Origin of the sequence: Xanthomarina sp. (assembly GCF_035306605.1) — a bacterium.
Lineage (GTDB): Bacteria > Bacteroidota > Bacteroidia > Flavobacteriales > Flavobacteriaceae > Xanthomarina.
Genome location: NZ_DATGNR010000035.1, coordinates 99,458 through 123,026, shown reverse-complemented (window position 1 = coordinate 123,026; position 23,569 = coordinate 99,458). Strand labels below are relative to the sequence as shown.

The following is a 23,569-nucleotide window of genomic DNA, read 5'->3' as shown; positions in this document are numbered from 1 at the left end:
GATATATAATTAAAAAACACTTACTTTATATTTAAAAGTCCTGCTTCTGCAGGACTTTTTTTATTTAATATATAATGAAAATTACTAAGATGTATTTAAAACTATTATAAAGCTTCTATTTCAAAAACAGCTCTATTTGTTTTCACGCTTTTTTACAACTTTATTTTCATGCTTAACTTCTTCTACATCAAATGGTTTTCCAATATAAACCAGTTTCCAACCTAATTCCATGCTTTCAAGAAGTGCTTCTTTATCTGCTTTCACAACAAACAAGTCGTTTTCATGATCTTTAATAAATAGAGGAATAATATCTTTGTCATTATTCGTAATCTTAATTAAATCGTAATAGTGATTTTTGTCTTTTAATTCAATTTCTTGAATGGAAGGGTATTTATTAATAACATTGGTTAACGAGTTAAAATCATCTGTATAAGAAAATATTCCATCCACTGGAATATCAGTCGATTCTAACATTTCAGTTGATGTTAACAAGCGATAAGATCCGTTTTCACCAAATTTTTCACCAAATTGATTAATTGCGTATTTATTAATATCTGTATTGCCCGTTAAGGCCATTAAGAAGCCCATATCGTTAAGCTCGATATTATCTAATAATTTATCTGAGTAAATATTGGTATTCATGGCTTCTAGACCAAGTTCTGTAGCTCTTTCTATATTATTCTGATTGCTGTCGATTAATACAACATGTCTACCATTTTTCTCTAAATAATGTGCTAATAATCTAGGAAGTTTAGAGGCACCTATAATTAAAATACCTTCAGATTTTGTTAAAAACACGCCTACTACTTTAGCAAACATTCTAGCTGTAGTGGCATTTAAAATTACAGTTCCTAAAACAATCATAAATACTAGAGGAGTAATATACTCGGCGTCCGTAACACCATCTTCAGCCAATTTTAATCCGAATAAGGAAGCAATACCAGCAGCAACAATTCCTCGCGGACCTACCCAACTTATAAAAAGCTTTTCTTTAAGTTCTAAATTAGAGCCATAAGTACTTAAAAACACAGCAATAGGCCTAATAACAAATGCTACCACCGCAAAAAGAATAACAGTATTCCAATTATAAATTAGGAGTAAATCCTCAAAATTAATATCTGCTGCAAGAAGTATAAACAAAATGGAAATCAATAAAACACTTAAAGATTCCTTGAAATACAATAATTCCTTCAAATATGGCGATTTGGAGTTTCCTAAAACCATTCCCATAACCACTACTGCAAGTAAGCCAGATTCATGAGCAAATACATCGGCCAAGATAAAAACACCTAATACAGCTGCTAAGGAAAACACATTAATTAAATAATGTGGCACCCATTTTTTATTTAAAATTAAATTAAGTGCGTACGCAAAAGTAAAACCAAATGTGGATCCAAATAACACAATTTTACCAAACTCCATAAAGGCTGTTTTGGTAAACTCTCCGCCCGCATCTATACTAATAAATTCAAATACAAGTACAGCAACTAGGGCACCAATTGGGTCTATTAAAATCCCTTCCCATTTTAATACAGCTGAGACATCTTTTTTTAATGGAATATTTCTTAAAATTGGAGTAATTACCGTTGGACCAGTAACAATAATCAATGCTGAAAATAAAAAGGAAATTTCCCAACTTAAATAAAATATATAATGAGCAGCAACCGCAGCTCCAAAAAACGTAACAATGGATCCAACTGTAATTAACTTGGTAATTACTGGACCTACATTTTTAATTTCACCTTTTTTTAGTGTTAAGCCACCTTCAAATAAAATAATACTAATAGCTAAAGAGACAAAGTAAAACAAACTACCACCAGGAAAAAGTCCTTCCTCTCCGTTCCACCTAGGTTCAATCCATTTAGTACCATCTTCACTTAAAAATTCGGCAGCAATTGGTCCTACCAACAAACCTATTAGAAGTAAGGGTAAAATTGCCGGAATTTTAAGTTTCCATGCTACCCATTGTGCTAAAATACCAAGTATAATAATTCCTCCTAATTCGATCATATATGTTGTAAGATTTCAAGCCTTTTTCCAGATAATTGAAACACATCTAGGAACTAACTTTAATTTTCTAAAAATACATTGAAAAACAACCTTCATTGTAATAAAAAACGGTGGCAAAATAATGTTTTTTTATTTTACAACTGTGGGTTTACCGCTATTTATACTTTTAAAAAACTTCAATTATTAAATTTAATGAGAAGAAAAACAGGCGTTTTTATCGATTTATTCTTCCTTTTTAGATTCGGATAAATAATACAAGCGCTTCAAACTTTTTTTAAGTAAAACAAACCTATACACGCCAATAATTAAAAAAAGAGCTGAAAAAACGAGGGAAATTAAACCTAAAAATTTAAAATTAGGATAATCATGTAATTGGAAAAAAGCAATTCCCCCCAACATTAAATATAATGAAGACCGAATATAGGAAAGCAAAGTACGCTCGTTAGCCAATCGTGTACGTTCTATGGCCAGATAATCTCTTAAAATAACTTCTTCGTCCGGTTTAAAGTCTCGACCAAACCGAAGTAATTTCATTTTTTTTATTTTAAGGGGGCTCGGCGTTAAATTTTTCATTATTTATTTTTTATAAAATTATAATTTATTTCCATAGCTACAAATTAATTAAAGACGAGTACATTAACTTCAAATGTTAAAAAACATCTAATATCATCACATTATTTTCGCTTATATTAAGTCTTTTAGTAATTTGCAGTCCTTATGAATTTATATCCAATAGAGTCCGGAAATTTTAAATTAGATGGTGGAGCCATGTTTGGAGTTGTTCCAAAATCCATATGGCAAAGAACAAATCCAGCTGATAACAACAATATGATTGATATTGCTGCCCGTTGTATGCTTATTGAAGACGGGGACAAACTAGTATTGATTGATACAGGTATGGGCAATAAACAAAACGATAAGTTTTTTGGTTATTATTACTTGTGGGGAGATGATAGTTTAGATAAATCCCTGAAAAAGTATGGTTTCCATAGAGATGATGTAACTGATGTGTTTATGACGCATCTTCATTTTGACCATTGTGGTGGATCAATTCAATGGAACAAAGAAAAAACTGGGTATGAGCCTGCCTTTAAAAATGCTAACTTTTGGAGCAATCAAGACCATTGGAAGTGGGCAACTCAACCTAACAATAGAGAAAAGGCTTCATTTCTTAAGGAAAACATTCTTCCAATGGAAGAAAGCGGTCAATTAAAATTTACTTCAATTCCAGATACAGATATCTTAAAAAATAGTCCTCTAGATTTTGATATTTTCTTTGCAAACGGTCATACAGACAAACAAATGCTTCCAATGATTAATTACAAAGGAAAAACCATTTGTTTTGTTGCCGATTTATTACCTACGGCTGGACATTTACCTTTACCGTTTGTAATGGGTTATGACACAAGACCTTTGCTAACTTTGGACGAAAAAGAAAAATTCTTGAATTTAGCCGCAGATAATAATTATTACTTATTTTTGGAGCACGATGCACATAACGAAATTATTACGGTAAAACATACAGATAAAGGCGTGCGACTAAATAATGTTTATACTTGTAATGAAATTTTTAACTAATACTTTATATTATAATGAAATTAATGAAACCTTTTTTATTTTCAGGACTACTTGCTGTCACCTTATCTAGTTGTGGTGGTGGAGCTACAATTGTATCAACTCCTGTTGAAAACATCGATTCAGTTCCTTTAAAGGTATCGGAATTAACCGAAATTGAAAAACAAACTTGGGGACATTTAGACCTAGTTAAAGACACCATTCCTGGGATGAGTGTTGAAAAGGCCTATGCTGAACTTATAAAAAACAAAAAAGGAGAAACTGTAATTGTAGCAGTTATAGACTCTGGAATTGATATAGAACACGAAGATTTAAACGGGGTTTTATGGATTAATAAAAAAGAAATTCCTGGAAATGGAATAGACGACGATAATAACGGCTATGTAGACGATGTTTATGGTTGGAACTTTTTAGGTGATGCCTACAACGAACAATTAGAGTTTGTACGTATTCTTGCAAGTGGCGATAAATCTAGTCCTGATTGGGATAGAGCTCAAGCTGAATACGACAAAGAATACCAAGAAACAACTGAAAGAAAAGCTCAGTACGACCAAATTTACGAACAAGTAAAAAATGCTAACGATTTAGTGTCTAAACACCTTGGTAAAGAAGATTACACTGCAAAAGACGTAGAGGCTATTAAAACAGAAGACGAAGCACTTACTAAAGCAGTAGGTATTTTAAACTTTATGTATGGTAATGGTTTCGATAATACGCAAGCGGCCCTTGAATCTATTAAAGAAGGTGTTGACTATTTTAATGATAAATTAAACTACAACTTAAACATTGAATTCAACGGAAGAACAACTGGTGATAATCCAAACGATTTAACAGATGTAGGATACGGAGATGGAAATGTACTTCCTTCAGATAAAACTGAAAGCCATGGTACACACGTAGCTGGAATTATTGCTGCAGAACGTGGAAATGGAAAAGGTGCTGACGGTGTTGCTAACAACGTTCAAATTATGAGTTTAAGAGCAGTTCCAAATGGCGATGAGTACGATAAAGATATTGCACTTGCTATTAGATATGCAGTTGATAACGGCGCAAAAATTATAAACGGAAGTTTTGGTAAATACTTTTCACCACATAGCGATTGGGTAAGAGATGCTATTGCTTATGCAGGACAACACGATGTAATTTTTGTTAATGCTGCAGGAAACGATGGTGCTGATTTAGATCAAGTAGCTGTTTATCCAAACGATCAAGTAAATAATGGTCCTGAAGTATCAAATACTTTTATTACGGTAGGAGCATTAGAACCTAAATACGGATCGAATATGGTTGCAGGTTTTTCTAACTACGGAAAAATAAATGTAGATGTTTTTGCCCCTGGAGCTAAAATATACTCTACCACACCAGAAAATGAATACAAAACAATGGGAGGTACCTCAATGGCCGCTCCTGCTGTAGCTGGTGTTGCTGCGTTAATTCGTTCTTACTATCCAAAATTATCTGCAGCTCAAGTAAAACAAATACTTATGGATTCTGGTCTAGCTTTAACAACTAAAGTAGTTGTAGGTGGCGATACAGATAACATTAAGCCTATTGGAGACCTCTCCAAATCTGGCAAAATAATGAATGCGTATAACGCACTAATTATGGCAGAGCAGCTTTCTAAATAATAATATTTAAAAACCTAAAGCCTCACCCTTAAAAGTTGAGGCTTTTTTAATTTAATAAAAATGAAGAAAAACTTTGTACTACTTTTTTGTTTAAGTATCCTTTTTACAACGGCAATTTCGCAAAACAAAGGGCTTGAAATTAACTCGATTAAACCTGGTTATTGGCAACAACATGTTGACTATAAAATGGAGGTTACTATGGATGTTAATTCATTTCAATACACTGGAACACAACAATTGGTTTACACCAATAACTCGCCAGATGTATTAAATAATGTATACTATCACTTATATTTTAATGCCTTCCAACCAGGAAGCGAAATGGATGTAAGATCTCGAACTATTGCAGATCCAGATAGTAGAGTTGGTGATAGAATCGCAAATTTAAAACCAGACGAAATTGGCTATTTAAACGTAAGTTCTTTAAAACAAGATGGTATTATTTTAAACTACGATGTGATTGGAACTATTTTAAAAGTACAGTTACACAAACCTATTCAACCAGGTGAAAAAGTAACGTTCGATATGATTTTTAATGGCCAAGTTCCATTACAAGTTCGTCGTTCTGGAAGAGACAGTTCAGAAGGTGTAGCCTTATCTATGACACAATGGTATCCAAAATTAGTTGAATACGACTATGAAGGTTGGCACGCATATCCTTATATAGGAAGAGAGTTTCACGGAGTTTGGGGAGATTTTGATGTAACTATCAACATCGATAAAAATTATGTAATTGGTGGAACTGGATATTTACAAAATCCAAATGAAATTGGTCACGGATATGAAACTGAAGAGATAGAACTTCCTAAAGGCAACATGCTTTCATGGCATTTTAAAGCTCCTAAAGTTCATGATTTTGCATGGGCTGCAGATCCTGACTATATCCACGATACCTTGCAAATGCCAAATGGACCATTACTTCGTTTCTTTTACAAAAGCACATTGGCAGACAACTATTTAGAAAACTGGAAAAAATTACAGCCAAAAACAGCTGAACTAATGGAATATTTTACCGAGCATATTGGTGAATATCCTTACGACCAATATTCTGTTATTCAAGGTGGAGATGGAGGAATGGAATACGCCATGAGTACATTAATTACTGGAGAACGTAAATTAGGAAGTTTAGTAGGCGTTACAGCTCACGAATTAGCCCATAAATGGTTTCAATTCATATTAGCTACAAACGAGCTTAAATACTATTGGATGGACGAAGGATTTACAAGCTATATTAGCGATTACGCTATGGATGCCGTTATGGGAAATAATGAAGGAAACCCAATTGCAAGCTCCTATAGAAATTACATTTATTTAGCTACTTCCGGTAAAGAACAACCTTTAACCACTCAAGCTGATAGATTTGAATACAATCAAGCCTACGGAATATCAGCTTATAGTAAAGGTGCTGTATTTTTAGAGCAATTAGGTTATATTATTGGTGAAGACAATTTAAAAGAAACACTAAAAAAATATTACAACGATTTTAAATTTACACATCCAACATCAACAGATTTTATCCGTACTGCCGAAAAAGTATCAAACCTTGAATTAGGTTGGTACTTAAACGATTTTACTGAAACTACTAACACTATCGATTATGGAGTAAAAGCAGTAAGTGGAGATGCAGTAACTCTAGAACGTATTGGTATTATGCCAATGCCATTAGATATAACCATTACCTATACAGATGGAACCACAGAAGATTTTTATATTCCTCTTAGAATGATGTATGGTAGAAAACCAACGTCGGCTACACCATTATCAGATTGGGCTTGGGCATATCCTACATATACCTTTAAAGCATCAAAAACCATAAAATCGGTACAAATAGATCCAAATGAAAAAATGGCCGATGTTAATAAAGAAAATAATAAATTTGAGTTCTAATTCACTTATAACTTCAAAATAGTAAAGAACCTGCAAGAATTAAAATCTTGCAGGTTTTTTTTATGACTCAAACTAAATAAAACAACTTGAAGCTTATTCGTATTTATTACATTTGTTAACTTGTTAAGACTTATGAACGCATCATACCCAAAAAAAGAAAAGCTTAAAAGCGAAAAGTTGATTTCAAAATTATTTCTAGAAGGAAAATCAGTTTCGACTTATCCCTTAAGAATGGTATACCTTAAAACCACCTTTGATGAGGAGGTTAAAATAAAAACCGGGGTCTCGGTTTCTAAACGTAATTTTAAAAAAGCAGTAGATAGAAACCACATAAAACGTTTGTTGCGTGAAGCTTATAGATTAAATAATAAAGCCTATTTTAACAACTTACCAACACAATATGCGTTTATGATTTTGTACATTGGGAAAGAAAAACCAACTTTTCACGAAATCGAAACGAAGATGAAGCAATTGTTAACAAAATTTGTGGATAAAAGCATTAAAGAATAAATTTCTAATGAAGAACAAACTAAAGAGACTCGTGCTCATTCCTGTCGTGGCAGTTACCATTTTCTTTACAGGATCTGCCTTTCAAAACGATTTTTTTGAAATAGCTAAGCAAATTGAAATTTTCACCACGCTTTTCAAAGAACTTAATATGAATTATGTGGATGAAACCAATCCTGCAGATTTAATGGATACGGCTATAAAAAGCATGTTGAAAGATTTAGATCCTTACACCAACTTCTATAACGAACAAGATGTAGAAGCAGAACGTATTAGACGTACAGGAGATTATACCGGAATTGGAGCCAAAGTAAGAACTCTAAAAGATAGATTGGTAATTGTAGAACCATATAAAGAATATCCAGCAGATAAAGCAGGATTAAAAGCTGGAGACGAAATTATTAAAGTAGGAGAGGTGGTTCTATCTAATTATAAAGATGATGCTGGCGATTTACTTAAAGGAACCTCAAACTCTTCAGTAGAAGTCACCTATTTACGTCAAGGAAAAGAATATAAAGCAACTATTAAGCGTTCTGAAATAGAAATTGATGCTGTACCGCACTTTTCTATGATAGACGATAAAACAGGCTATATTGTATTGAGTACGTTTAATAACAAAGCATCCTCTCAAACCGGATATGCCTTAAAAGATTTAAAAGCTCAAGGAGCTAATCGAATTATTTTAGATTTACGCAACAATCCCGGAGGCTTACTGCATGAAGCAGTAAATGTGGTAAATCTATTTGTACCAAAAGGACAACTAGTGGTAACAACAAAATCGAAAGTAAAAAAATATAATAGAACCTATTACACACAAAAAGATGCCATTGACAGCGAAATTCCATTAGTGGTTTTAATTAATGGAGGAAGTGCATCTGCTAGCGAAATCGTTTCAGGTTCCTTACAAGACCTTGATCGTGCAGTTATTCTAGGTTCTAGAAGTTTTGGTAAAGGATTAGTGCAACGTCCTAAACCATTAACTTATGGCACCCAATTAAAAATTACAATTTCTAGATACTATACACCTTCAGGACGTTGTATACAAGCATTAGATTATGCCAACAGAGACGCAAAAGGAAATGCTATAAGAATTGACAGTAAAGAACAACATGAATTTAAAACTAAGAATGGGCGCCCCGTTTTTGATGGAGGAGGCGTACAACCAGATCAAAGTTTCGAAATATCAAACAATACAGCTATAACAGATGCTATAATCAACGATTTTCTACTTTTCGATTATGCAACAGAATACTATTACAAGCATTCAAATTTAACAGATATAAACAATTTTAAATTAAAAGATTCCGATTTCAAAGACTTTAAAAACTACCTAAACTCTAATAATTTCTCGTTTATAACCGAAACCGAAAAGTCCTTAAAAACTGTTTTTGAAAATGCTAAAAAAGAAGAATTAGACGATAATATAAAAACAGATTACACTACGTTACTTAACAATTTAAAAAACTCAAAAGAATTAGCTATTAACGAAAATAAAGAACAAATTTTAAACTTGTTAACAGACGAAATTGTAAAACGTTATGTTTATAGAGAAGGCTTGTACGACTATTATAAAACTCATAATTTAGAAATTATGAAAGCCACTGAAATTTTAGCTGACCCTAGTAAATATATGGATTATCTAAGGTAATTTACGTTTCTTTGAATTATTGAATGTAAATACATATATTTACTATATATATTTCATTAACCTCTTATGAAAAAGCTTTTTGTATTAATGATTTTAAGTCTTGGGTTTAGTGTAACTGCCCAAACAGAATTAATACACGAAGTCTATTTTGAAACAGATAAATTTGAAGTCCCATCAACCGAACATAATAGATTACTTTTATTCCTCTCAGATATTGAAAGCCTAGACATTGAAAAAATAACTATTTACGGTTTTACGGACGATAGAGGTAGCGATTCTTATAATCTTATTCTCTCTCAAGAGCGCGCCAATGCTATAAAAACCATTTTTTCCAATAATGAATTTGATGAGTCCATCATTACAAATGTGGATGGAAAAGGCAAAGTTTTAATAAAAGTTGTTCAAGAAGAAGACCTAAATAAAATTAGAGGTTTAAACAGAAAAGTAGAAATTATAGTTCACCCTTTCAATCCTCCAAGAGAAATTAAACTTCCTGAAAAGAAAGATATTTCCGATGCTTTATTAGATGAAAATTTAAAAGCTGGCGACAAAATCCGATTAGAAAATATTTTATTTAAAACAGGTTACAGCATTTTACTACCAGAATCTAAAAAAACCTTGGAAAAAATGGCTGATGTGCTAGTTAAAAGAAAAGACATATATTTTACCATCCAAGGTCATGTATGTTGTACACAATACAGTAGAGATGCTATTGATAGAAAAACTAAACAACGAAATTTATCGGTAGCTAGAGCTAAATATATTTACGATTATTTAGCGAAAAAAGGAATAGATAAAAGACGTATGAAATATGTTGGAATGCGTAGAAAATTTCCACTTGGGGGTGAAGCCAAATTCGACAGACGAGTAGAAGTTTTAATCACGTATGTTGGTGAATCTAATTAATGAAATTAACTTTTTATCATGGCCATATGTGGAATACCATCTTCAAGATATTCCTCTCCAGTTTCTATAAAACCTAAATTATTATAAAACTTTTTTAAGTAACATTGCGCTGAAATTTTAATGGTTGTTTCATTAAAATTCTCTTTTATCGCAGTTATAGAAGCTTCCATAATATCATAGCCATATTTATGTTTTCTTTGATTTTCTACAACCAAAACTCTTCCAATACTAGCTTCCTTAAAATAATCTCCTGGTTTAAAAAATCGCGTATAAGCAACTAATTTTTTGTCCTTATAAGCTAAAATATGCCAAGCTTTTTGGTCCTTACCATCAACATCTTGATAAGCACATTCCTGTTCTACCACAAAAACTTCTGCCCGTAGTTGTAACAAGTCGTAAAGTTCTTGCGTACTTAATTCCTCAAAAGTTTTTGTAAATATTTGAAGCATATTTATTTTTTTGTAGTTATTAACATCCTTTATTAATAAGAGATATTTACTTCCAAATATTAAAATCCTCAAGTTACTTTAGTATCCTATTTATGGTAAAGAAGTGGAAGAAAAATAACAATTTAAAAATTCATTTCTAATATAAACTTCAAGCTTTTTGCTGACGCAGTATTATTTTCTATGATGTTATCAACAACTTCATAACAAAAAAATAGATCGGATAACTACTAATATCATTCGATGTAGTTTCAAAAATTATCTATTTATCTTAAGAAATAATAGCTCTAAAATTTCATTAAATTTCAATCAATTAACAAGACACAGGTATTTTATTAACCCGATTTTCATGTCTTCCACCTTCAAAAGAAGTTTCTAAAAAGGTATCTACCATTTCTATGGCTTGTTGTAAAGCTGTATAACGTGCAGGAATACTTAAAACATTAGCATTGTTATGCTGCCTTGCAAGTGCAACAATTTCCTTACTCCAGCAAAGTGCAGAACGCACACCTTGATGCTTGTTAGCTGTCATATTAGCACCATTTCCACTACCACAAATAATAATACCAAAATCTGCTTTGTTAGTTTCTACATCTTGGGCTACAGGATGTACAAAATCTGGATAATCAACACTATCATTTGTGTCCGTCCCATAATTTGTAACGGTAAAACCTTTAGCTTCTAAATGTTTAATTACAGCAAATTTATACTCTGTTCCAGCGTGATCGTTTCCGATAGAAATTTTCATTGGTTATATTTTATGCGTATTTCCGAGACTTCGGAATACTATATTTTTATCAGGTAAAGTTACTAAATTATAAAAGGAATTTTTATTTTTTATGATATTCTATTAATCTAGAATATCAATCTTAAATTTTTAAGCATACTTATCGGATTATAATACAATTTTAAACATTCTAACATCATAATATGATACTTTTGATTTTGGATTTTAAAGAATAAAAAGTACTTATACGTATCTATAAATACCTAAGCAATTCATAATCAACCCCAGTAGCTCTTCATCTTGAAAGCCTTGTTAATAAAGGGCTCAATTGTTAATAGCTGCCAAAAACTAAACTCATAACTTGTTAATAACTGTTTATAAATATTGACAACTAAAATTTGCTTTATCCAAGAATTTTTCCAATCAAAAATTGACTTTTAAAAACCTAAATATAACTCACCTATTTTTTGACAACTTTTCATCATTCATTTTTGGTTTATGAACACTGAAATTAAAAATACTTATGACAAATTAACATCAATAAACAGTTATCAACAGTTGTTAATAGCTATCAAAACATTACTATAAATGAAGCCTTTAAAGCTAAAAACCTATGTTAATTACTTATTGATAGAGCACCAACAAGTACATTTCAAAATAAAACTTGAAAAAGTTATACCTACTATTAACAAGCTATCATAATCATTATTATTTTTTTAAATTTTAAAAGAAAAAGATGATTATATATATATATGTGGATAACTGTTTTAATTTTAATTTAACCATAAGTAAATGTTCGTTTAATTTTAAAACCGTAGCTTTGTATTAAATTTATAACCAGTACTTCACTTTTATTAGGTTATAAAAGCACAGATTCCTATCTTTATTAGGAATAAGATAATGATTACAATTAATACATGACAAAAAAGAAACACAGGAAACCTTCTAATAATAAGATTTCCAACCTTACAAATACTATTCTAAGTATTTTAAAAAAAGATAGAACACAATCCTTTAATTATAAACAAATAGCTGCTAAAATTGGTGTCAATGATGCTAGTAGTAGAAATCAAATTATAAAAAAACTTCAGCAATTAAAAGCGAAGCAAGAGATAGAAGAAGTTGAACGTGGTAAGTATAAGGCCATAGTTAATACCGAATACTACACTGGTAGAGTAGACATGGCTTCTAGAGGTGCAGGATACATTATTTCCGACGATTTTGAAGACGATATTTATATTGCTTCAAATAATATGAACAAAGCGCTTCATGGTGATGAAGTTGAATTTTATGCCTATAAACGTTTAAAAAATGGAAAACGCGAAGGTGAGATTACGAAAATTATAAAACGTGCTAAAAGCGAATATGTTGGTGTAATTCAAATTCATAAAAGCTATGCATTTGTAGTAGCCGATGGAAATAAAATGTACACAGATATTTTTGTTCCTATTAACAAAATAAATAATGCTGAAGATGGTGATAAGGTATTAGTTTCCTTAGAAGATTGGCCAGAAAAGGCAGATTCACCTTATGGTAAAATACTTAAAGTTTTAGGAAAACCAGGAGAGCACAACACGGAAATACATGCTATTTTAGCTGAATATGGTTTACCTCATGACTTTCCACACGAAGTTGAAGAATTTGCTAATAAGTTAGATACTTCTATTAGTCCAGAAGAAATTGCAAAACGTCGCGATATGCGAGATGTTTTAACTTTTACCATAGATCCAAAAGATGCTAAAGATTTTGACGATGCGTTATCGTTTAGAGTTTTAGAAAATGATTTATTCGAAATAGGAGTTCACATTGCCGACGTTTCGCATTACGTACAGCCTGATACCATTTTAGATGATGAGGCCTATGAACGTGCCACCTCGGTGTATTTAGTAGATCGTGTGGTACCTATGTTGCCTGAAGTATTATCAAATAATGCTTGTTCTTTACGACCAAACGAAGAAAAATATACTTTTTCCGCAGTTTTTCATTTAAATAATAAAGGGGAAGTTAAAAAACAGTGGTTTGGAAGAACAGTTACTTATAGTGATGCAAGATTTGCCTACGAGGAAGCTCAAGCAATTATTGAAAATAATGATAACCCAACGTCAATTGACGTATCAAATTTAAAACAAATAAATACTACTATTCCAGCTGAAGTTTCTCTTACAGGAAAAAAATACAATACAACTCCAGAAATAGCTTTTGCTACTTTAAAAATGAACGAGCTTTCAAAAATCATGCGTTCTAAACGTATGGGAGAGGGAGCTATTTCATTCGATAAAGTAGAGGTTAAATTTGATTTAGATGAAAAAGCAAATCCAGTTGGTGTTTTCTTTAAAACCAGTAAGGATGCTAATAAACTTATTGAAGAGTTTATGTTATTAGCTAATAGGAAAGTAGCTGAATTTATAGGAAAACAATCTCCAAAAAAGACTTTTATTTATAGAATTCATGACGAACCAGATGTTAGTAAATTAGCAGCTCTACAAAATGTAGTGGAACGATTTGGTTATAAATTAAATTTCAAGGATAAAAAGAGTGTTTCTTCATCGTTGAACAACTTATTAAAAGATGTTGAGGGTAAAAAAGAACAAAATTTAGTTGATACTTTGACTATTAGAACCATGAGTAAAGCTGAATATTCTACTGATAATATTGGGCATTATGGTCTAGCTTTTGATTATTATAGTCATTTTACTTCGCCAATTAGAAGGTATCCAGATATCATGGCTCATAGGTTGTTGCAACATTACTTAGATGGAGGAAAATCGGTAAACGAACAAGTTTATGAAGATAAATGTAACCATTCTAGTAATATGGAGAATCTGTCAACCAAAGCTGAAAGAGATTCAATTAAATACATGCAAATTAAATTTATGGAAAACCATAAAGAGGAAGAATTTGTAGGTGTTATTTCCGGTGTTACTGATTGGGGAATTTATGTAGAGATTATTGATAATAAATGCGAAGGAATGGTTAGTGTAAGAAACATGAAAGATGACCATTACATTTTTGATGAAGATCATTATGCACTTATTGGAAAAAATAATAAAATCATGTATCAACTTGGTGATGAAGTAATTGTTAAAGTAAAAGATACCGATTTAGTAAAAAAACACCTAGATTTTACTTTAATAGGAAAACATAAGGAATAGTTTTTGTTGGTACTATTAAAATAAAATAACAATCATGATAAAACATATAATTTTAGCAAGCTTTTTATTTGCTGCTACTGCTATACATGCTCAAATTGAAAAGAACTTAGGCGATTTTAACAAGCTAAAAGTTTACGATAGAATAGAGGTAGAGCTTATAAAATCGGACCAAAACAAAGTTATAATAAGCGGGAAAAATACAGAAGATGTCGTTTTTGTTAATAAAAATGGAGATTTAAAAATTAAGATGTCTTTTAGAAAAAGTTTCGATGGTGATCAAACTACCGTCCAATTATATTATAAAACTATAGATATTATTGATGTAAACGAAGGTGCTTTTGTAAGTTCCAATGATGTTATTAAACAGTTTGAAATAGATACACGTGCTCAAGAAGGTGGTAGTATTAAGCTTATGGTTAACGATGTTACTTTTGTTGAAGCTAAAGCTATTACTGGTGGTGTCATTCGAATTTCTGGACAAGCTAAAAATCAAAATATCGATTTATCAACAGGCGGTTCTTATTTAGGGAAAGATTTAGAAACCGAAAAAACAAAAGTTAATATAAGAGCGGCTGGTGAAGCCCATGTAAAAGCATTGAAAGAAGTGGATGTAAAGGTAAAAGCAGGTGGTACAGCTTATATTTATGGAACCCCTGAAACAGTAAAAGAAAACATTGTTTTGGGTGGTAAAGTAATTCGTAAAGAATAATCCCAAAATACTCCTTATTTCTATACTTTTTATATAGGTTTAAAATCACTTACATGTAAGTTTATCTTTAAATCGCTAAATAAATTATGTAGTTTTGTAGAAAACACCTCATTTGTATGCAAGATGCTATTCTTACAGCAATTCCTTTTGGTATAATTTTATCGTTCACTATTGGACCTGTATTTTTTGTACTGTTAGAAACCAGTGCAACTAAAGGACTTAAAAGTGCTTTAATATTTGATTTAGGTGTTATTCTAGCAGATATTTTCTTTATTATCGTTGCCTTTTATAGTACCAGTAAACTTTTACATAAAATAAAGGACGACCCGAGTTTTCTAATTTTTGGAGGTGTGTTACTGGCTGTCTACGGTTTTATTTCCTTCGTAAAAACTTCAAAATCCTTTCGTGAAATAGTTAGGGAATACCATACAGTTGAAATTAAAAAGAAATTTGGAAAACTCTTTATCAAGGGTTTTCTATTAAATTTTATAAATGTTGGAGTATTATTGGGCTGGTTGGGATTTATAGTAATTGGTAGTTCCTTAACTGAAACTACACAAGAACTTTTTGTATTTTTAGGAACCATTCTTGCTGTCTATTTTTTAGTAGATTTATTAAAAATTCTAGCAGCAAAAACCCTTAAAAGTAAATTAACTCCACGACGTATTTTTAAAACTAAAAAAATTGTAGCCTTAGTTATTTTAGGTTTTGGTTTATTACTCTTAATTCAAGGATTTTTTCCTAAAGAAAAGGAACTTATTAAAGATAAATTAGAGCAAATAAATCCTATTAAAAGCAAGTAGGTTTCTTCTCTAAACCTATTTATACTTTATAGAATTAGAGAAGATCTACTATCTTATTTTGGAAGGTTAAATAAGTTGTTATTGTACCCTTTCAAGTTTCATTTTAATAATCATATCCATACTTTCTAATGTAGGATTAGGCTCTCCGGTGTTCATATCTTTTAAATTACTACTTAATTCTAGCACATTTCCATTAAGATTATCAATATGATATTTAATAGTTGTTCCATTCTCATTATGTATTTTTAATTCTCTCCCGTTTACTTCCCAAGTTCCTTGGCCAAAAAAATCGCTCCCTTCAAAAGATTGAGTTTGATTTGTGCCCATAATAGTCATATTCATTTCTAATGACATACTTCCTGTAACCGAAGTAAATGTGTTGTTTTCTTGAAAATTTAATCTGTTATTTTCTTCAATATCTATAAAACTTCCAGAGTATTCAACAGGTACCGTCATTTCACCTAAATTAAGATTCATAGAACCAGGTACAATGTATCCTTCTGTCATTGTCCAGCTACCAACAACATTAAACGATTCGTTATCATTGTTATCGTCGTCGGATGAACATGATAGGTTTGCAATAATTAAAAAACTGAATAAAACTAATTTAATTGCTTTCATAATTTCAATATTAAATTTATGGTTATAGTATATTAAACTTAATACAATTTTATTATAAAGGTTAACCAGTACTAAATTAATTTTAGTTCAAAACTTGGTATTTGATGCCATTTATTTGTTGAACTTTTGATAATACTTTAAAACAAAAAAAAACCTCCAAGTATTACTTGAAGGTTTTTAGAGGTGTCGAGCGGATTCGAACCGCTGTAGATGGTGTTGCAGACCACTGCCTAGCCACTCGGCCACGACACCCAATATTCTCTGTATTTCAGCGCTATAAAAGCAAAACTTAAATAAAGGGCTTATTTTTAATGACTGCAAATGTAAAAAATTTTATCCTCATTCGCTATTTACAAGCTATTTTTTACGTTTTTCGCTCATTTTTATCGTAACCATTTCAACGTCACCACCAATAGGAGGATTTAATTTACTCACGTAAACGCTCGCTTTCTTAATTGTTTTGTCTTCTTTAAAAATTCTATCCAGAATACGCTTAGCTACGGTTTCTAATAGTTTTGAAGGAATAAGCATTTCTTCTCTCACAATTCTATTTAGAAAAACATAATCCACCGTATGGCTTAATTCATCGGATTTGGCTGATTTTTTTAAGTTTGCTTTTATTTCTAAATCTACACGATAGTCAGAACCAATTTTTGTTTCTTCTTGTAAACATCCATGATGAGCAAAAACCCTGATATTTTCTACTTTTATTATTCCCATATTGCAAAAATACTATTCAAAACGTCACTTTTATAAAATACCTAAAAGAATTTTTTTAGTGATTACTTAATTAGTGAAGAAATCGAAAACATTGCTTATGGTGCTTGTTTTTGATTTATAAAACTCTGTATAAGTACATTTTTGGCAGGTTACAGATGTGAATTTCTTATTTTGAATGTTAAAAAGCTTCGTAAAAAGTCCACCTGTTGCTTGCATCTGATCCAATTTGAAACTTCTGTTTTGGCATTTTGGACATTCGTAATTTCTATGTTCCATGGCTAATGTTTTATTTGTAGGTATGAAATCCTATTCAGATGTTACAATTAGTCTAAAATTAACTAATTTTGTTCCTCATATTTTGAATAAAGAATACTTTATGTCTGAAGAAACAAAATCACTCAATTTTATTGAGCATATTATAGAAGAAGATTTAGCTAATGGTCTAGATAGAGACGCTTTGCGCTTTCGTTTTCCACCAGAGCCAAATGGTTATTTACATATTGGTCACACAAAAGCCATTGGAATTAGTTTTGGTTTAGGTGAAAAATATAATGCACCTGTAAACCTTCGTTTTGACGATACCAATCCAGCAAAAGAAGAACAGGAGTATGTTGATGCTATTAAAGAAGATATTTCTTGGTTAGGTTATAAATGGGCTAACGAGCTGTATTCGTCAGATTATTTTCAGCAGCTATACGATTGGGCTGTTCTATTAATAAAAGAAGGAAAAGCCTATGTTGACTCTCAGTCTAGCGAAGCTATGGCTGAACAAAAGGGAACTCCAACACAACCTGGAATTGATGGACCATATAGAAACAGAACCATTGAAGAGAATTTGGAATTGTTTCAAGGGATGAAAGATGGCAAATTTGATGAAGGGTCTCACGTACTTCGTGCCAAAATAGACATGCAACATCCAAATATGTTGATGCGAGATCCGTTGATGTATCGTATTTTAAAGAAAGCGCATCACAGAACAGGTACAGATTGGTGTATTTATCCAATGTACGATTGGACCCATGGTGAAAGCGATTATATAGAACAGATTTCGCACTCACTTTGTTCTCTTGAATTTAAGCCTCATAGAGAGCTTTACGACTGGTTTAAGGAACAAGTATACAAATATCAGTCAGAAGAGCTTCCAATGCTTCCTAAACAGCGAGAATTTGCTCGTTTGAACTTAAGTTATACCATTATGAGTAAACGTAAATTACTTAAATTGGTAGAAGAAAAGGTAGTGGCTGGTTGGGACGATCCAAGAATGCCAACTATTTCAGGACTTCGCCGTCGTGGTTATACCCCAAATTCAATTAGAAAATTTGTTGAAACCGCAGGTGTTGCAAAACGTGATAATGTGATTGATGTGGCCTTGCTAGAGTTTTGCATTCGTGAAGATTTAAATAAAACAGCTCCAAGAGTAATGGCTGTTTTAGATCCGGTTAAGGTAGTAATCACTAATTATCCTGAAGGAAAAGTAGAATGGTTAGATGCTGAAAATAATCAGGAGGATGAGTCTGCTGGCTATAGAAAAGTACCTTTTTCTCGTGAAATATACATTGAAAGAGACGATTTTAAAGAGCAAGCAAACAGTAAGTATTTTAGACTGACTTTAGGAAAAGAAGTTCGCTTAAAAAACGCCTATATAATTAAAGGTGAAAGTGTTGTAAAAGATGATAAAGGAAATATAACAGAAATTCACTGTACTTATACTGAGGATACATCAATTAAAGTAAAAGGAACATTACATTGGGTTTCTATTGCTCAGGCTATAAAGGCTGAAGTTAGAGAATACGACAGATTATTTTTAGATGAAGCACCAGATTCACATCAGGATAAAGATTTTATGGAGTTTGTAAATCCTGAATCTTTGAAAATAGTTGAAGCTTATTTAGAACCTAGCCTAGCAGATGCAAAAGTAGGAGAGAGGTTTCAATTTCAACGAATTGGTTATTTTAATGTGGATAACGATTCAACTTCAGAAAAATTAGTGTTTAATAAAACAGTAGGTTTAAAAGATTCTAGGACTAAACAATCTAAAAATTCTGGAAATGAGGGGAATAAGAATCAAAATCAGCAACCCAAACAAAATCAACCTCAAAGAAAAGCAATTGATGTCATTCAACAGTTAGGTAAAAAATACACCAATTTACCTGAAGCGAAGCAGTTAAAAGTAAAAGCTGAAATACTGGAATTAGCTAAAAACGTGACTTACGAAGAGTTAAATCCCTTATTTAATACTGCAGTTAAAAAGGTTGGAACACGTATTGCCGCTATGTTAACATTAAGTGTTTTAATTAAAAACGGTCAAGATAAAAACGCGGAAATCAATGAATTTATTGATAAAGCATTGGAAGATAGTAATGAACTTTTGGTAGCTGAAGCAAAAGCTATTTAAGTAAATTAGACACAAAAATTTAAAACCCTCGAATTATTTATTCGAGGGTTTTCTTTTTTATTACACTTGATTTTAAAATGGTAAAGAGTAGTAATAGGCTTATTTTTTAATGACTATTTTTAGCTAAATAGTTAATATTAAGTTATTTATTTTGAAAATACCTTTTAACTTACTATCTTATATTAACTAATATAATTTTAATATGAAAACAGTGAAAGAACTACTCTCAGAAATATCGAACCTATTACTTCGGATTAAAAAGGAATACCCAGCGCTTTATAGGCATTTAGATGAAGATCCTATTACCATTCCAAATGTGGAACATCCGGAGATTTCAACTGTGGAATTACAAAAATATTTATCTATTTTAAATAATTTAATAGATAAACATAAGCTAAGTCATATAAATTAAAAACCTCCAATTTTAAAATTGGAGGTTTTTTTATGTAATTGGTTTTAGCAAAAATTACTCTTTATTCTTTTTATTCGAATTCTTCATAGCTTCTCCAATTTGATTGCTAGCTGTAAAACTAGCTACCATATCGTTAAGCATATTGCTTCCTGCTTGAGGCGAGTTTGGCAATAAAATTAAATTACTGTTTGTTTCACTTCCAATAGCTTGTAAAGTATCGTAATGTTGCGTTACAACAATTAAGGCGGAAGCTTCTTGGCTGTTAATTCCAACTTTGTTAAGTACTTCTACAGATTCCTCTAAACCTCTTGCAATTTCACGACGTTGATCGGCAATACCTTGTCCTTGTAAACGTTTACTTTCAGCTTCAGCTTTTGCTTTTTCAACAATTAAAATCCGTGCAGCATCTCCTTCAAATTGAGCAGCAATTTTTTCACGTTCAGAAGCATTAATGCGGTTCATGGCTTGTTTTACTTGAGCATCTGGGTCAATATCAGTAACTAAAGTTTTAATAATGTCAAACCCGTAATCGGACATGGCATCATTTAGTTCGGCTTTAACGGCTAAAGCAATATCGTCTTTTTTAACAAAAACATCATCTAATTTCATTTTAGGAACTTCCGCACGAACTACATCAAATACATAACTTGTTATTTGTTCGTGTGGATAATCTAATTTGTAAAAAGCATCATAAACTTTTTGGCTAATAACTTTGTATTGAACAGATACTTTCAATCTTACAAATACATCATCTAAAGTTTTAGTTTCAATAATAACATCTAATTGCTGAATTTTTAAACTTAATCTTCCGGCAATTCTATCTACTAACGGAATTTTTAAATGTAAACCAGATTGGCGGATACTATGGAATTTTCCAAAGCGCTCAACAATAACCGCAGTTTGCTGTTTAACAATGAAAAACAGGGAAATAAAAATGAATAAACCAAGTATTAAAATAGGTATGGATAAAATAGACATAATAGGATTTTTTAGGTTTGTAAATTAGATAAACACGAATTTAAGTTATATTTGTTAGAATCACACCAGATAACTTATGCAAAATAAACAACTTATACTATTAGTAGCAATCTGTATTGGCTTTGTTACACTGTCCTATGGACAAAAAGGTAACTATAATATCAGAAATGGTTTTGGTATCTATGGTGGAATTACACAATACGATATTTTAACTGATAATTTTACTACTAAAAAAGGGAACGGTTGGCAAGTTGGAGCCTCTGCAACCGTTGATATACCACATAAATGGTATAATGTTAGTTATACTATCCAGTTAGCTGAAAACAATGTAGGAATTGCTGCAAGACCTTTTGAAATAAGTTCTGGAGAAGAATTTGTAGACTATAAAATATTTACAGCTCAAGTTGCACTTTTAATGCATGTTAAGCTAATTCAAAGTTTTTTAACTATTGATTTGGGTCCTATGATTCAGTACAATGGCGATATGGAAATAGACGATAAGGCATATGAAAATTATATAGTAAATTCATATAATAAATTAATAGCAAAGGATTTAAGAGATATTACCAATTTTAATGTGAACGGTGCCATTGGAGCTTCAGCTGGATTTGGTTTTATTAGACTGAAAGCTCAGTATATTTATGGTTTTACCAATATGCTAAGTAAATTAAATGATGGAAATTTAGACTTAAGCGGAAATAATAATAAAATAAAAGGAAACCAATCCATGTTGGCTTTTACAGCTATGATTACCTTTTAGAAATTTTAAGTATAAAAACAAAAAAGCGACCAACCGGTCGCTTTTTTGTTATGATAGGGTGTTGATTAAATTTTCTATTCGTCTAACACTTTCATCTTTACCAATTAAGTACATAATATCAAAAACCTCTGGACCTTGTAAAGCTCCAACTAAGGCTAATCGTAATGGCATCATTACCTTTCCAAAACCAATTTCTTTTGAAGTAATCCACCCTTTAATGACTGTTTGAAGGTTTTCAACTGTATAATCATCAATTGAAGTAATTACAGTTATTAATTCTTTCATAATTTCAGGAGAATCTTCTTTCCAAGCCTTTTTAGTAGCTTTTTCATCAAGATTTGATGGTGTTACGAAGAAAAAATGCCCTAAATCCCAAAAATCTGTTACAAATGTTGCTCGTTCCTTAATTAAATTAATAACCATGGAAATGTATTGAACATCAATATCATTTAATTCTTCTGGAAATAAAATTTTAAATTGTTCTGCAAGTTCATCGTTATCCTGTTCTTGCATATAATGATGGTTAAACCATTTTATTTTATCTGGATCAAAACGAGCTCCAGATTTATTTACACGACTTAAATCGAAAGCTTGAACTAATTCATCTAAACTAAAATTCTCTTGTTCTGTACCAGGATTCCAACCTAAAAAGGCTAAAAAATTGATTACAGCTTCAGAAAAATACCCATCTTCTCTATACCCACGGGAAATGTCTTCAGTTTTTTCATCTTTATAGGCCAATGGAAATACCGGGAAACCTAATTTATCGCCATCACGTTTGCTTAATTTTCCTTTTCCTGTAGGTTTTAAAATAAGTGGTAAATGTGCAAATTCAGGAGCTTCCCATCCAAAAGCTTGATATAATAGATAATGCAAAGCTAAAGATGGTAACCATTCTTCACCACGAATTACGTGTGTAATTTCCATTAAATGATCATCTACAATATTCGCTAAATGATAGGTTGGCATACCATCGCTTTTAAATAAAACCTTATCATCTAAGATGTTTGTGTCAATTGTAATGTTACCACGAATGATATCAGTTAGGTGCAAGGTTTCATCTTGTGGCGACTTAAAGCGTATAACATAATCTTCACCAGCATCTAGTTTTGCTTGTGTTTCTTCAGCAGAAAGTGACAAAGAATTGTCTAATTTTAAACGATTATGCCAGTTATAGATAAAAGTTTTACCTTTTTCTTCATGGTCTTTTCTATGAAAATCTAATTTTTCAGCTGTATCAAAAGCGTAGTAAGCATTACCTGAAGCTATTAATTTATCAGCAAATTCTTTGTATAAATGTTTGCGTTCACTTTGTCTGTAAGGACCAAATTTTTCATTTTTTCCTGGGCCTTCATCATAAGGAATATGACACCAATTTAATGATTCTATAATATAATCTTCGGCACCTTCCACATATCTATTTTGATCGGTGTCTTCAATTCTAAGAATAAAAGTTCCGTTGTGTTTTTTAGCAAACAGATAGTTGAAAAGTGCTGTTCTAACACCTCCAATATGTAAAGGTCCTGTTGGACTTGGTGCAAAACGCACTCTTACTTGTTTAGACATTTTATTAAGTTTGAAGTTGCAAAGATAGAGTAGAGTTGTAGAAAGAGCAAAGAAAATAGAATAAAGAGAAAGGAAGTTACTTCATTGAGATTGAATTGCTGAAATTAACTAAGTTTTAC

General features: G+C 31.4%; 21 protein-coding genes and 1 tRNA gene. 12 read left to right on the top strand and 10 right to left on the bottom strand.

All coding sequences use genetic code 11. The features are described 5' to 3' along the window. Positions 1 to 132: 132 nt before the first annotated feature. Entirely contained in the window at positions 133 to 2,010 is a 1,878-nt protein-coding gene (locus VKY41_RS05680) for a cation:proton antiporter (protein ID WP_500813469.1), read from the bottom strand. Positions 2,011 to 2,232: 222 nt separating this feature from the next. Further along, a complete protein-coding gene (locus VKY41_RS05675; protein WP_500813468.1) occupies positions 2,233 to 2,544 on the bottom strand; it encodes a DUF202 domain-containing protein in 312 nt (103 codons plus the stop codon). Between the two features lie 183 nt (positions 2,545 to 2,727). Between VKY41_RS05675 and VKY41_RS05670 the strand changes: the two genes are divergently transcribed. The 6 genes from VKY41_RS05670 to VKY41_RS05645 all read left to right on the top strand — a co-directional run bounded on the left by VKY41_RS05670 (position 2,728) and on the right by VKY41_RS05645 (position 10,161). After that, positions 2,728 to 3,588, top strand: coding sequence for an MBL fold metallo-hydrolase (locus VKY41_RS05670; protein ID WP_500813467.1), 861 nt, complete (start codon positions 2,728 to 2,730; stop codon positions 3,586 to 3,588). Positions 3,589 to 3,602: 14 nt separating this feature from the next. Beyond that, positions 3,603 to 5,213, top strand: coding sequence for a S8 family peptidase (locus VKY41_RS05665; protein ID WP_500813466.1), 1,611 nt, complete (start codon positions 3,603 to 3,605; stop codon positions 5,211 to 5,213). Between the two features lie 60 nt (positions 5,214 to 5,273). Beyond that, the gene (locus tag VKY41_RS05660; RefSeq protein WP_500813465.1) at positions 5,274 to 7,100 is read left to right on the top strand and encodes a M1 family metallopeptidase; all 1,827 of its coding nucleotides are present in this window, start codon (positions 5,274 to 5,276) and stop codon (positions 7,098 to 7,100) included. Positions 7,101 to 7,232: 132 nt separating this feature from the next. Then, positions 7,233 to 7,610 carry a ribonuclease P protein component gene (gene rnpA, locus VKY41_RS05655; protein ID WP_500813464.1) on the top strand — a complete coding sequence of 126 codons (378 nt, stop codon included), beginning with the start codon at positions 7,233 to 7,235 and terminating at the stop codon, positions 7,608 to 7,610. Between the two features lie 7 nt (positions 7,611 to 7,617). Further along, positions 7,618 to 9,255, top strand: coding sequence for a S41 family peptidase (locus VKY41_RS05650; RefSeq protein ID WP_500813463.1), 1,638 nt, complete (start codon positions 7,618 to 7,620; stop codon positions 9,253 to 9,255). A 66-nt stretch (positions 9,256 to 9,321) separates the two neighbouring features. Beyond that, positions 9,322 to 10,161 (top strand): OmpA family protein, encoded by an 840-nt coding sequence (locus tag VKY41_RS05645; protein ID WP_500813462.1) that lies wholly within the window; start codon positions 9,322 to 9,324, stop codon positions 10,159 to 10,161. A 5-nt stretch (positions 10,162 to 10,166) separates the two neighbouring features. Here VKY41_RS05645 and VKY41_RS05640 read toward each other — a convergent pair whose 3' ends face one another. Beyond that, positions 10,167 to 10,610 (bottom strand): GNAT family N-acetyltransferase, encoded by a 444-nt coding sequence (locus tag VKY41_RS05640; RefSeq protein WP_500813461.1) that lies wholly within the window; start codon positions 10,608 to 10,610, stop codon positions 10,167 to 10,169. 310 nt (positions 10,611 to 10,920) lie between these two features. After that, entirely contained in the window at positions 10,921 to 11,355 is a 435-nt protein-coding gene (gene rpiB / locus VKY41_RS05635) for a ribose 5-phosphate isomerase B (RefSeq protein ID WP_500813460.1), read from the bottom strand. Between the two features lie 896 nt (positions 11,356 to 12,251). Between rpiB and VKY41_RS05630 the strand changes: the two genes are divergently transcribed. The 3 genes from VKY41_RS05630 to VKY41_RS05620 all read left to right on the top strand — a co-directional run bounded on the left by VKY41_RS05630 (position 12,252) and on the right by VKY41_RS05620 (position 15,998). Next, positions 12,252 to 14,486, top strand: coding sequence for a ribonuclease R family protein (locus VKY41_RS05630; protein WP_500813459.1), 2,235 nt, complete (start codon positions 12,252 to 12,254; stop codon positions 14,484 to 14,486). 34 nt (positions 14,487 to 14,520) lie between these two features. Further along, positions 14,521 to 15,195: a head GIN domain-containing protein gene (locus VKY41_RS05625; protein WP_500813458.1), complete on the top strand. Its 675-nt coding sequence runs from the start codon at positions 14,521 to 14,523 to the stop codon at positions 15,193 to 15,195. 116 nt (positions 15,196 to 15,311) lie between these two features. Next, a complete protein-coding gene (locus tag VKY41_RS05620) occupies positions 15,312 to 15,998 on the top strand; it encodes a LysE family translocator (protein WP_500813457.1) in 687 nt (228 codons plus the stop codon). A 78-nt stretch (positions 15,999 to 16,076) separates the two neighbouring features. Here VKY41_RS05620 and VKY41_RS05615 read toward each other — a convergent pair whose 3' ends face one another. The 4 genes from VKY41_RS05615 to VKY41_RS05600 form a co-directional block, all read right to left on the bottom strand. Continuing rightward, positions 16,077 to 16,619 (bottom strand): lipocalin family protein, encoded by a 543-nt coding sequence (locus VKY41_RS05615; RefSeq protein WP_500813456.1) that lies wholly within the window; start codon positions 16,617 to 16,619, stop codon positions 16,077 to 16,079. Positions 16,620 to 16,800: 181 nt separating this feature from the next. Further along, positions 16,801 to 16,871 (bottom strand) — tRNA-Cys (locus tag VKY41_RS05610). 105 nt (positions 16,872 to 16,976) lie between these two features. Next, the gene (gene folB / locus VKY41_RS05605) at positions 16,977 to 17,339 is read right to left on the bottom strand and encodes a dihydroneopterin aldolase (protein ID WP_500813455.1); all 363 of its coding nucleotides are present in this window, start codon (positions 17,337 to 17,339) and stop codon (positions 16,977 to 16,979) included. A gap of 66 nt (positions 17,340 to 17,405) precedes the next feature. Next, positions 17,406 to 17,615, bottom strand: coding sequence for a zinc ribbon domain-containing protein (locus VKY41_RS05600; protein ID WP_500813454.1), 210 nt, complete (start codon positions 17,613 to 17,615; stop codon positions 17,406 to 17,408). A 100-nt stretch (positions 17,616 to 17,715) separates the two neighbouring features. On the opposite strand from VKY41_RS05600, the gene VKY41_RS05595 reads away from it, so the two are divergent. Both VKY41_RS05595 and VKY41_RS05590 read left to right on the top strand, forming a co-directional pair. Next, a complete protein-coding gene (locus VKY41_RS05595) occupies positions 17,716 to 19,734 on the top strand; it encodes a glutamine--tRNA ligase/YqeY domain fusion protein (RefSeq protein ID WP_500813508.1) in 2,019 nt (672 codons plus the stop codon). 202 nt (positions 19,735 to 19,936) lie between these two features. Further along, on the top strand, positions 19,937 to 20,146 hold the full coding sequence (locus VKY41_RS05590) for a hypothetical protein (protein WP_500813453.1): 210 nt from the start codon (positions 19,937 to 19,939) through the stop codon (positions 20,144 to 20,146). A gap of 54 nt (positions 20,147 to 20,200) precedes the next feature. Here VKY41_RS05590 and VKY41_RS05585 read toward each other — a convergent pair whose 3' ends face one another. Further along, positions 20,201 to 21,124: an SPFH domain-containing protein gene (locus VKY41_RS05585; RefSeq protein WP_500813452.1), complete on the bottom strand. Its 924-nt coding sequence runs from the start codon at positions 21,122 to 21,124 to the stop codon at positions 20,201 to 20,203. A gap of 76 nt (positions 21,125 to 21,200) precedes the next feature. On the opposite strand from VKY41_RS05585, the gene VKY41_RS05580 reads away from it, so the two are divergent. Then, positions 21,201 to 21,884 (top strand): hypothetical protein, encoded by a 684-nt coding sequence (locus tag VKY41_RS05580; protein ID WP_500813451.1) that lies wholly within the window; start codon positions 21,201 to 21,203, stop codon positions 21,882 to 21,884. Between the two features lie 48 nt (positions 21,885 to 21,932). Here the strand turns inward: VKY41_RS05580 and gltX are convergent, their stop codons facing one another. After that, entirely contained in the window at positions 21,933 to 23,450 is a 1,518-nt protein-coding gene (gene gltX, locus VKY41_RS05575) for a glutamate--tRNA ligase (RefSeq protein WP_500813450.1), read from the bottom strand. Positions 23,451 to 23,569 lie beyond the last annotated feature (119 nt).

Excerpts from the sequence above, each read along its gene's own strand:
- VKY41_RS05595 (WP_500813508.1), top strand. The coding sequence starts at position 17,716 with ATGTCTGAAGAAACAAAATCACTCAATTTTATTGAGCATATTATAGAA.
- VKY41_RS05680 (WP_500813469.1), bottom strand. The coding sequence starts at position 2,010 with ATGATCGAATTAGGAGGAATTATTATACTTGGTATTTTAGCACAATGG.
- VKY41_RS05650 (WP_500813463.1), top strand. The coding sequence starts at position 7,618 with ATGAAGAACAAACTAAAGAGACTCGTGCTCATTCCTGTCGTGGCAGTT.
- rnpA (WP_500813464.1), top strand. The coding sequence starts at position 7,233 with ATGAACGCATCATACCCAAAAAAAGAAAAGCTTAAAAGCGAAAAGTTG.
- VKY41_RS05630 (WP_500813459.1), top strand. The coding sequence starts at position 12,252 with ATGACAAAAAAGAAACACAGGAAACCTTCTAATAATAAGATTTCCAAC.
- VKY41_RS05580 (WP_500813451.1), top strand. The coding sequence starts at position 21,201 with ATGCAAAATAAACAACTTATACTATTAGTAGCAATCTGTATTGGCTTT.
- VKY41_RS05615 (WP_500813456.1), bottom strand. The coding sequence starts at position 16,619 with ATGAAAGCAATTAAATTAGTTTTATTCAGTTTTTTAATTATTGCAAAC.
- VKY41_RS05675 (WP_500813468.1), bottom strand. The coding sequence starts at position 2,544 with ATGAAATTACTTCGGTTTGGTCGAGACTTTAAACCGGACGAAGAAGTT.
- VKY41_RS05620 (WP_500813457.1), top strand. The coding sequence starts at position 15,312 with ATGCAAGATGCTATTCTTACAGCAATTCCTTTTGGTATAATTTTATCG.
- VKY41_RS05665 (WP_500813466.1), top strand. The coding sequence starts at position 3,603 with ATGAAATTAATGAAACCTTTTTTATTTTCAGGACTACTTGCTGTCACC.
- VKY41_RS05600 (WP_500813454.1), bottom strand. The coding sequence starts at position 17,615 with ATGGAACATAGAAATTACGAATGTCCAAAATGCCAAAACAGAAGTTTC.
- VKY41_RS05590 (WP_500813453.1), top strand. The coding sequence starts at position 19,937 with ATGAAAACAGTGAAAGAACTACTCTCAGAAATATCGAACCTATTACTT.
- VKY41_RS05640 (WP_500813461.1), bottom strand. The coding sequence starts at position 10,610 with ATGCTTCAAATATTTACAAAAACTTTTGAGGAATTAAGTACGCAAGAA.
- VKY41_RS05645 (WP_500813462.1), top strand. The coding sequence starts at position 9,322 with ATGAAAAAGCTTTTTGTATTAATGATTTTAAGTCTTGGGTTTAGTGTA.
- VKY41_RS05585 (WP_500813452.1), bottom strand. The coding sequence starts at position 21,124 with ATGTCTATTTTATCCATACCTATTTTAATACTTGGTTTATTCATTTTT.
- gltX (WP_500813450.1), bottom strand. The coding sequence starts at position 23,450 with ATGTCTAAACAAGTAAGAGTGCGTTTTGCACCAAGTCCAACAGGACCT.
- VKY41_RS05670 (WP_500813467.1), top strand. The coding sequence starts at position 2,728 with ATGAATTTATATCCAATAGAGTCCGGAAATTTTAAATTAGATGGTGGA.
- rpiB (WP_500813460.1), bottom strand. The coding sequence starts at position 11,355 with ATGAAAATTTCTATCGGAAACGATCACGCTGGAACAGAGTATAAATTT.
- VKY41_RS05625 (WP_500813458.1), top strand. The coding sequence starts at position 14,521 with ATGATAAAACATATAATTTTAGCAAGCTTTTTATTTGCTGCTACTGCT.
- VKY41_RS05660 (WP_500813465.1), top strand. The coding sequence starts at position 5,274 with ATGAAGAAAAACTTTGTACTACTTTTTTGTTTAAGTATCCTTTTTACA.
- folB (WP_500813455.1), bottom strand. The coding sequence starts at position 17,339 with ATGGGAATAATAAAAGTAGAAAATATCAGGGTTTTTGCTCATCATGGA.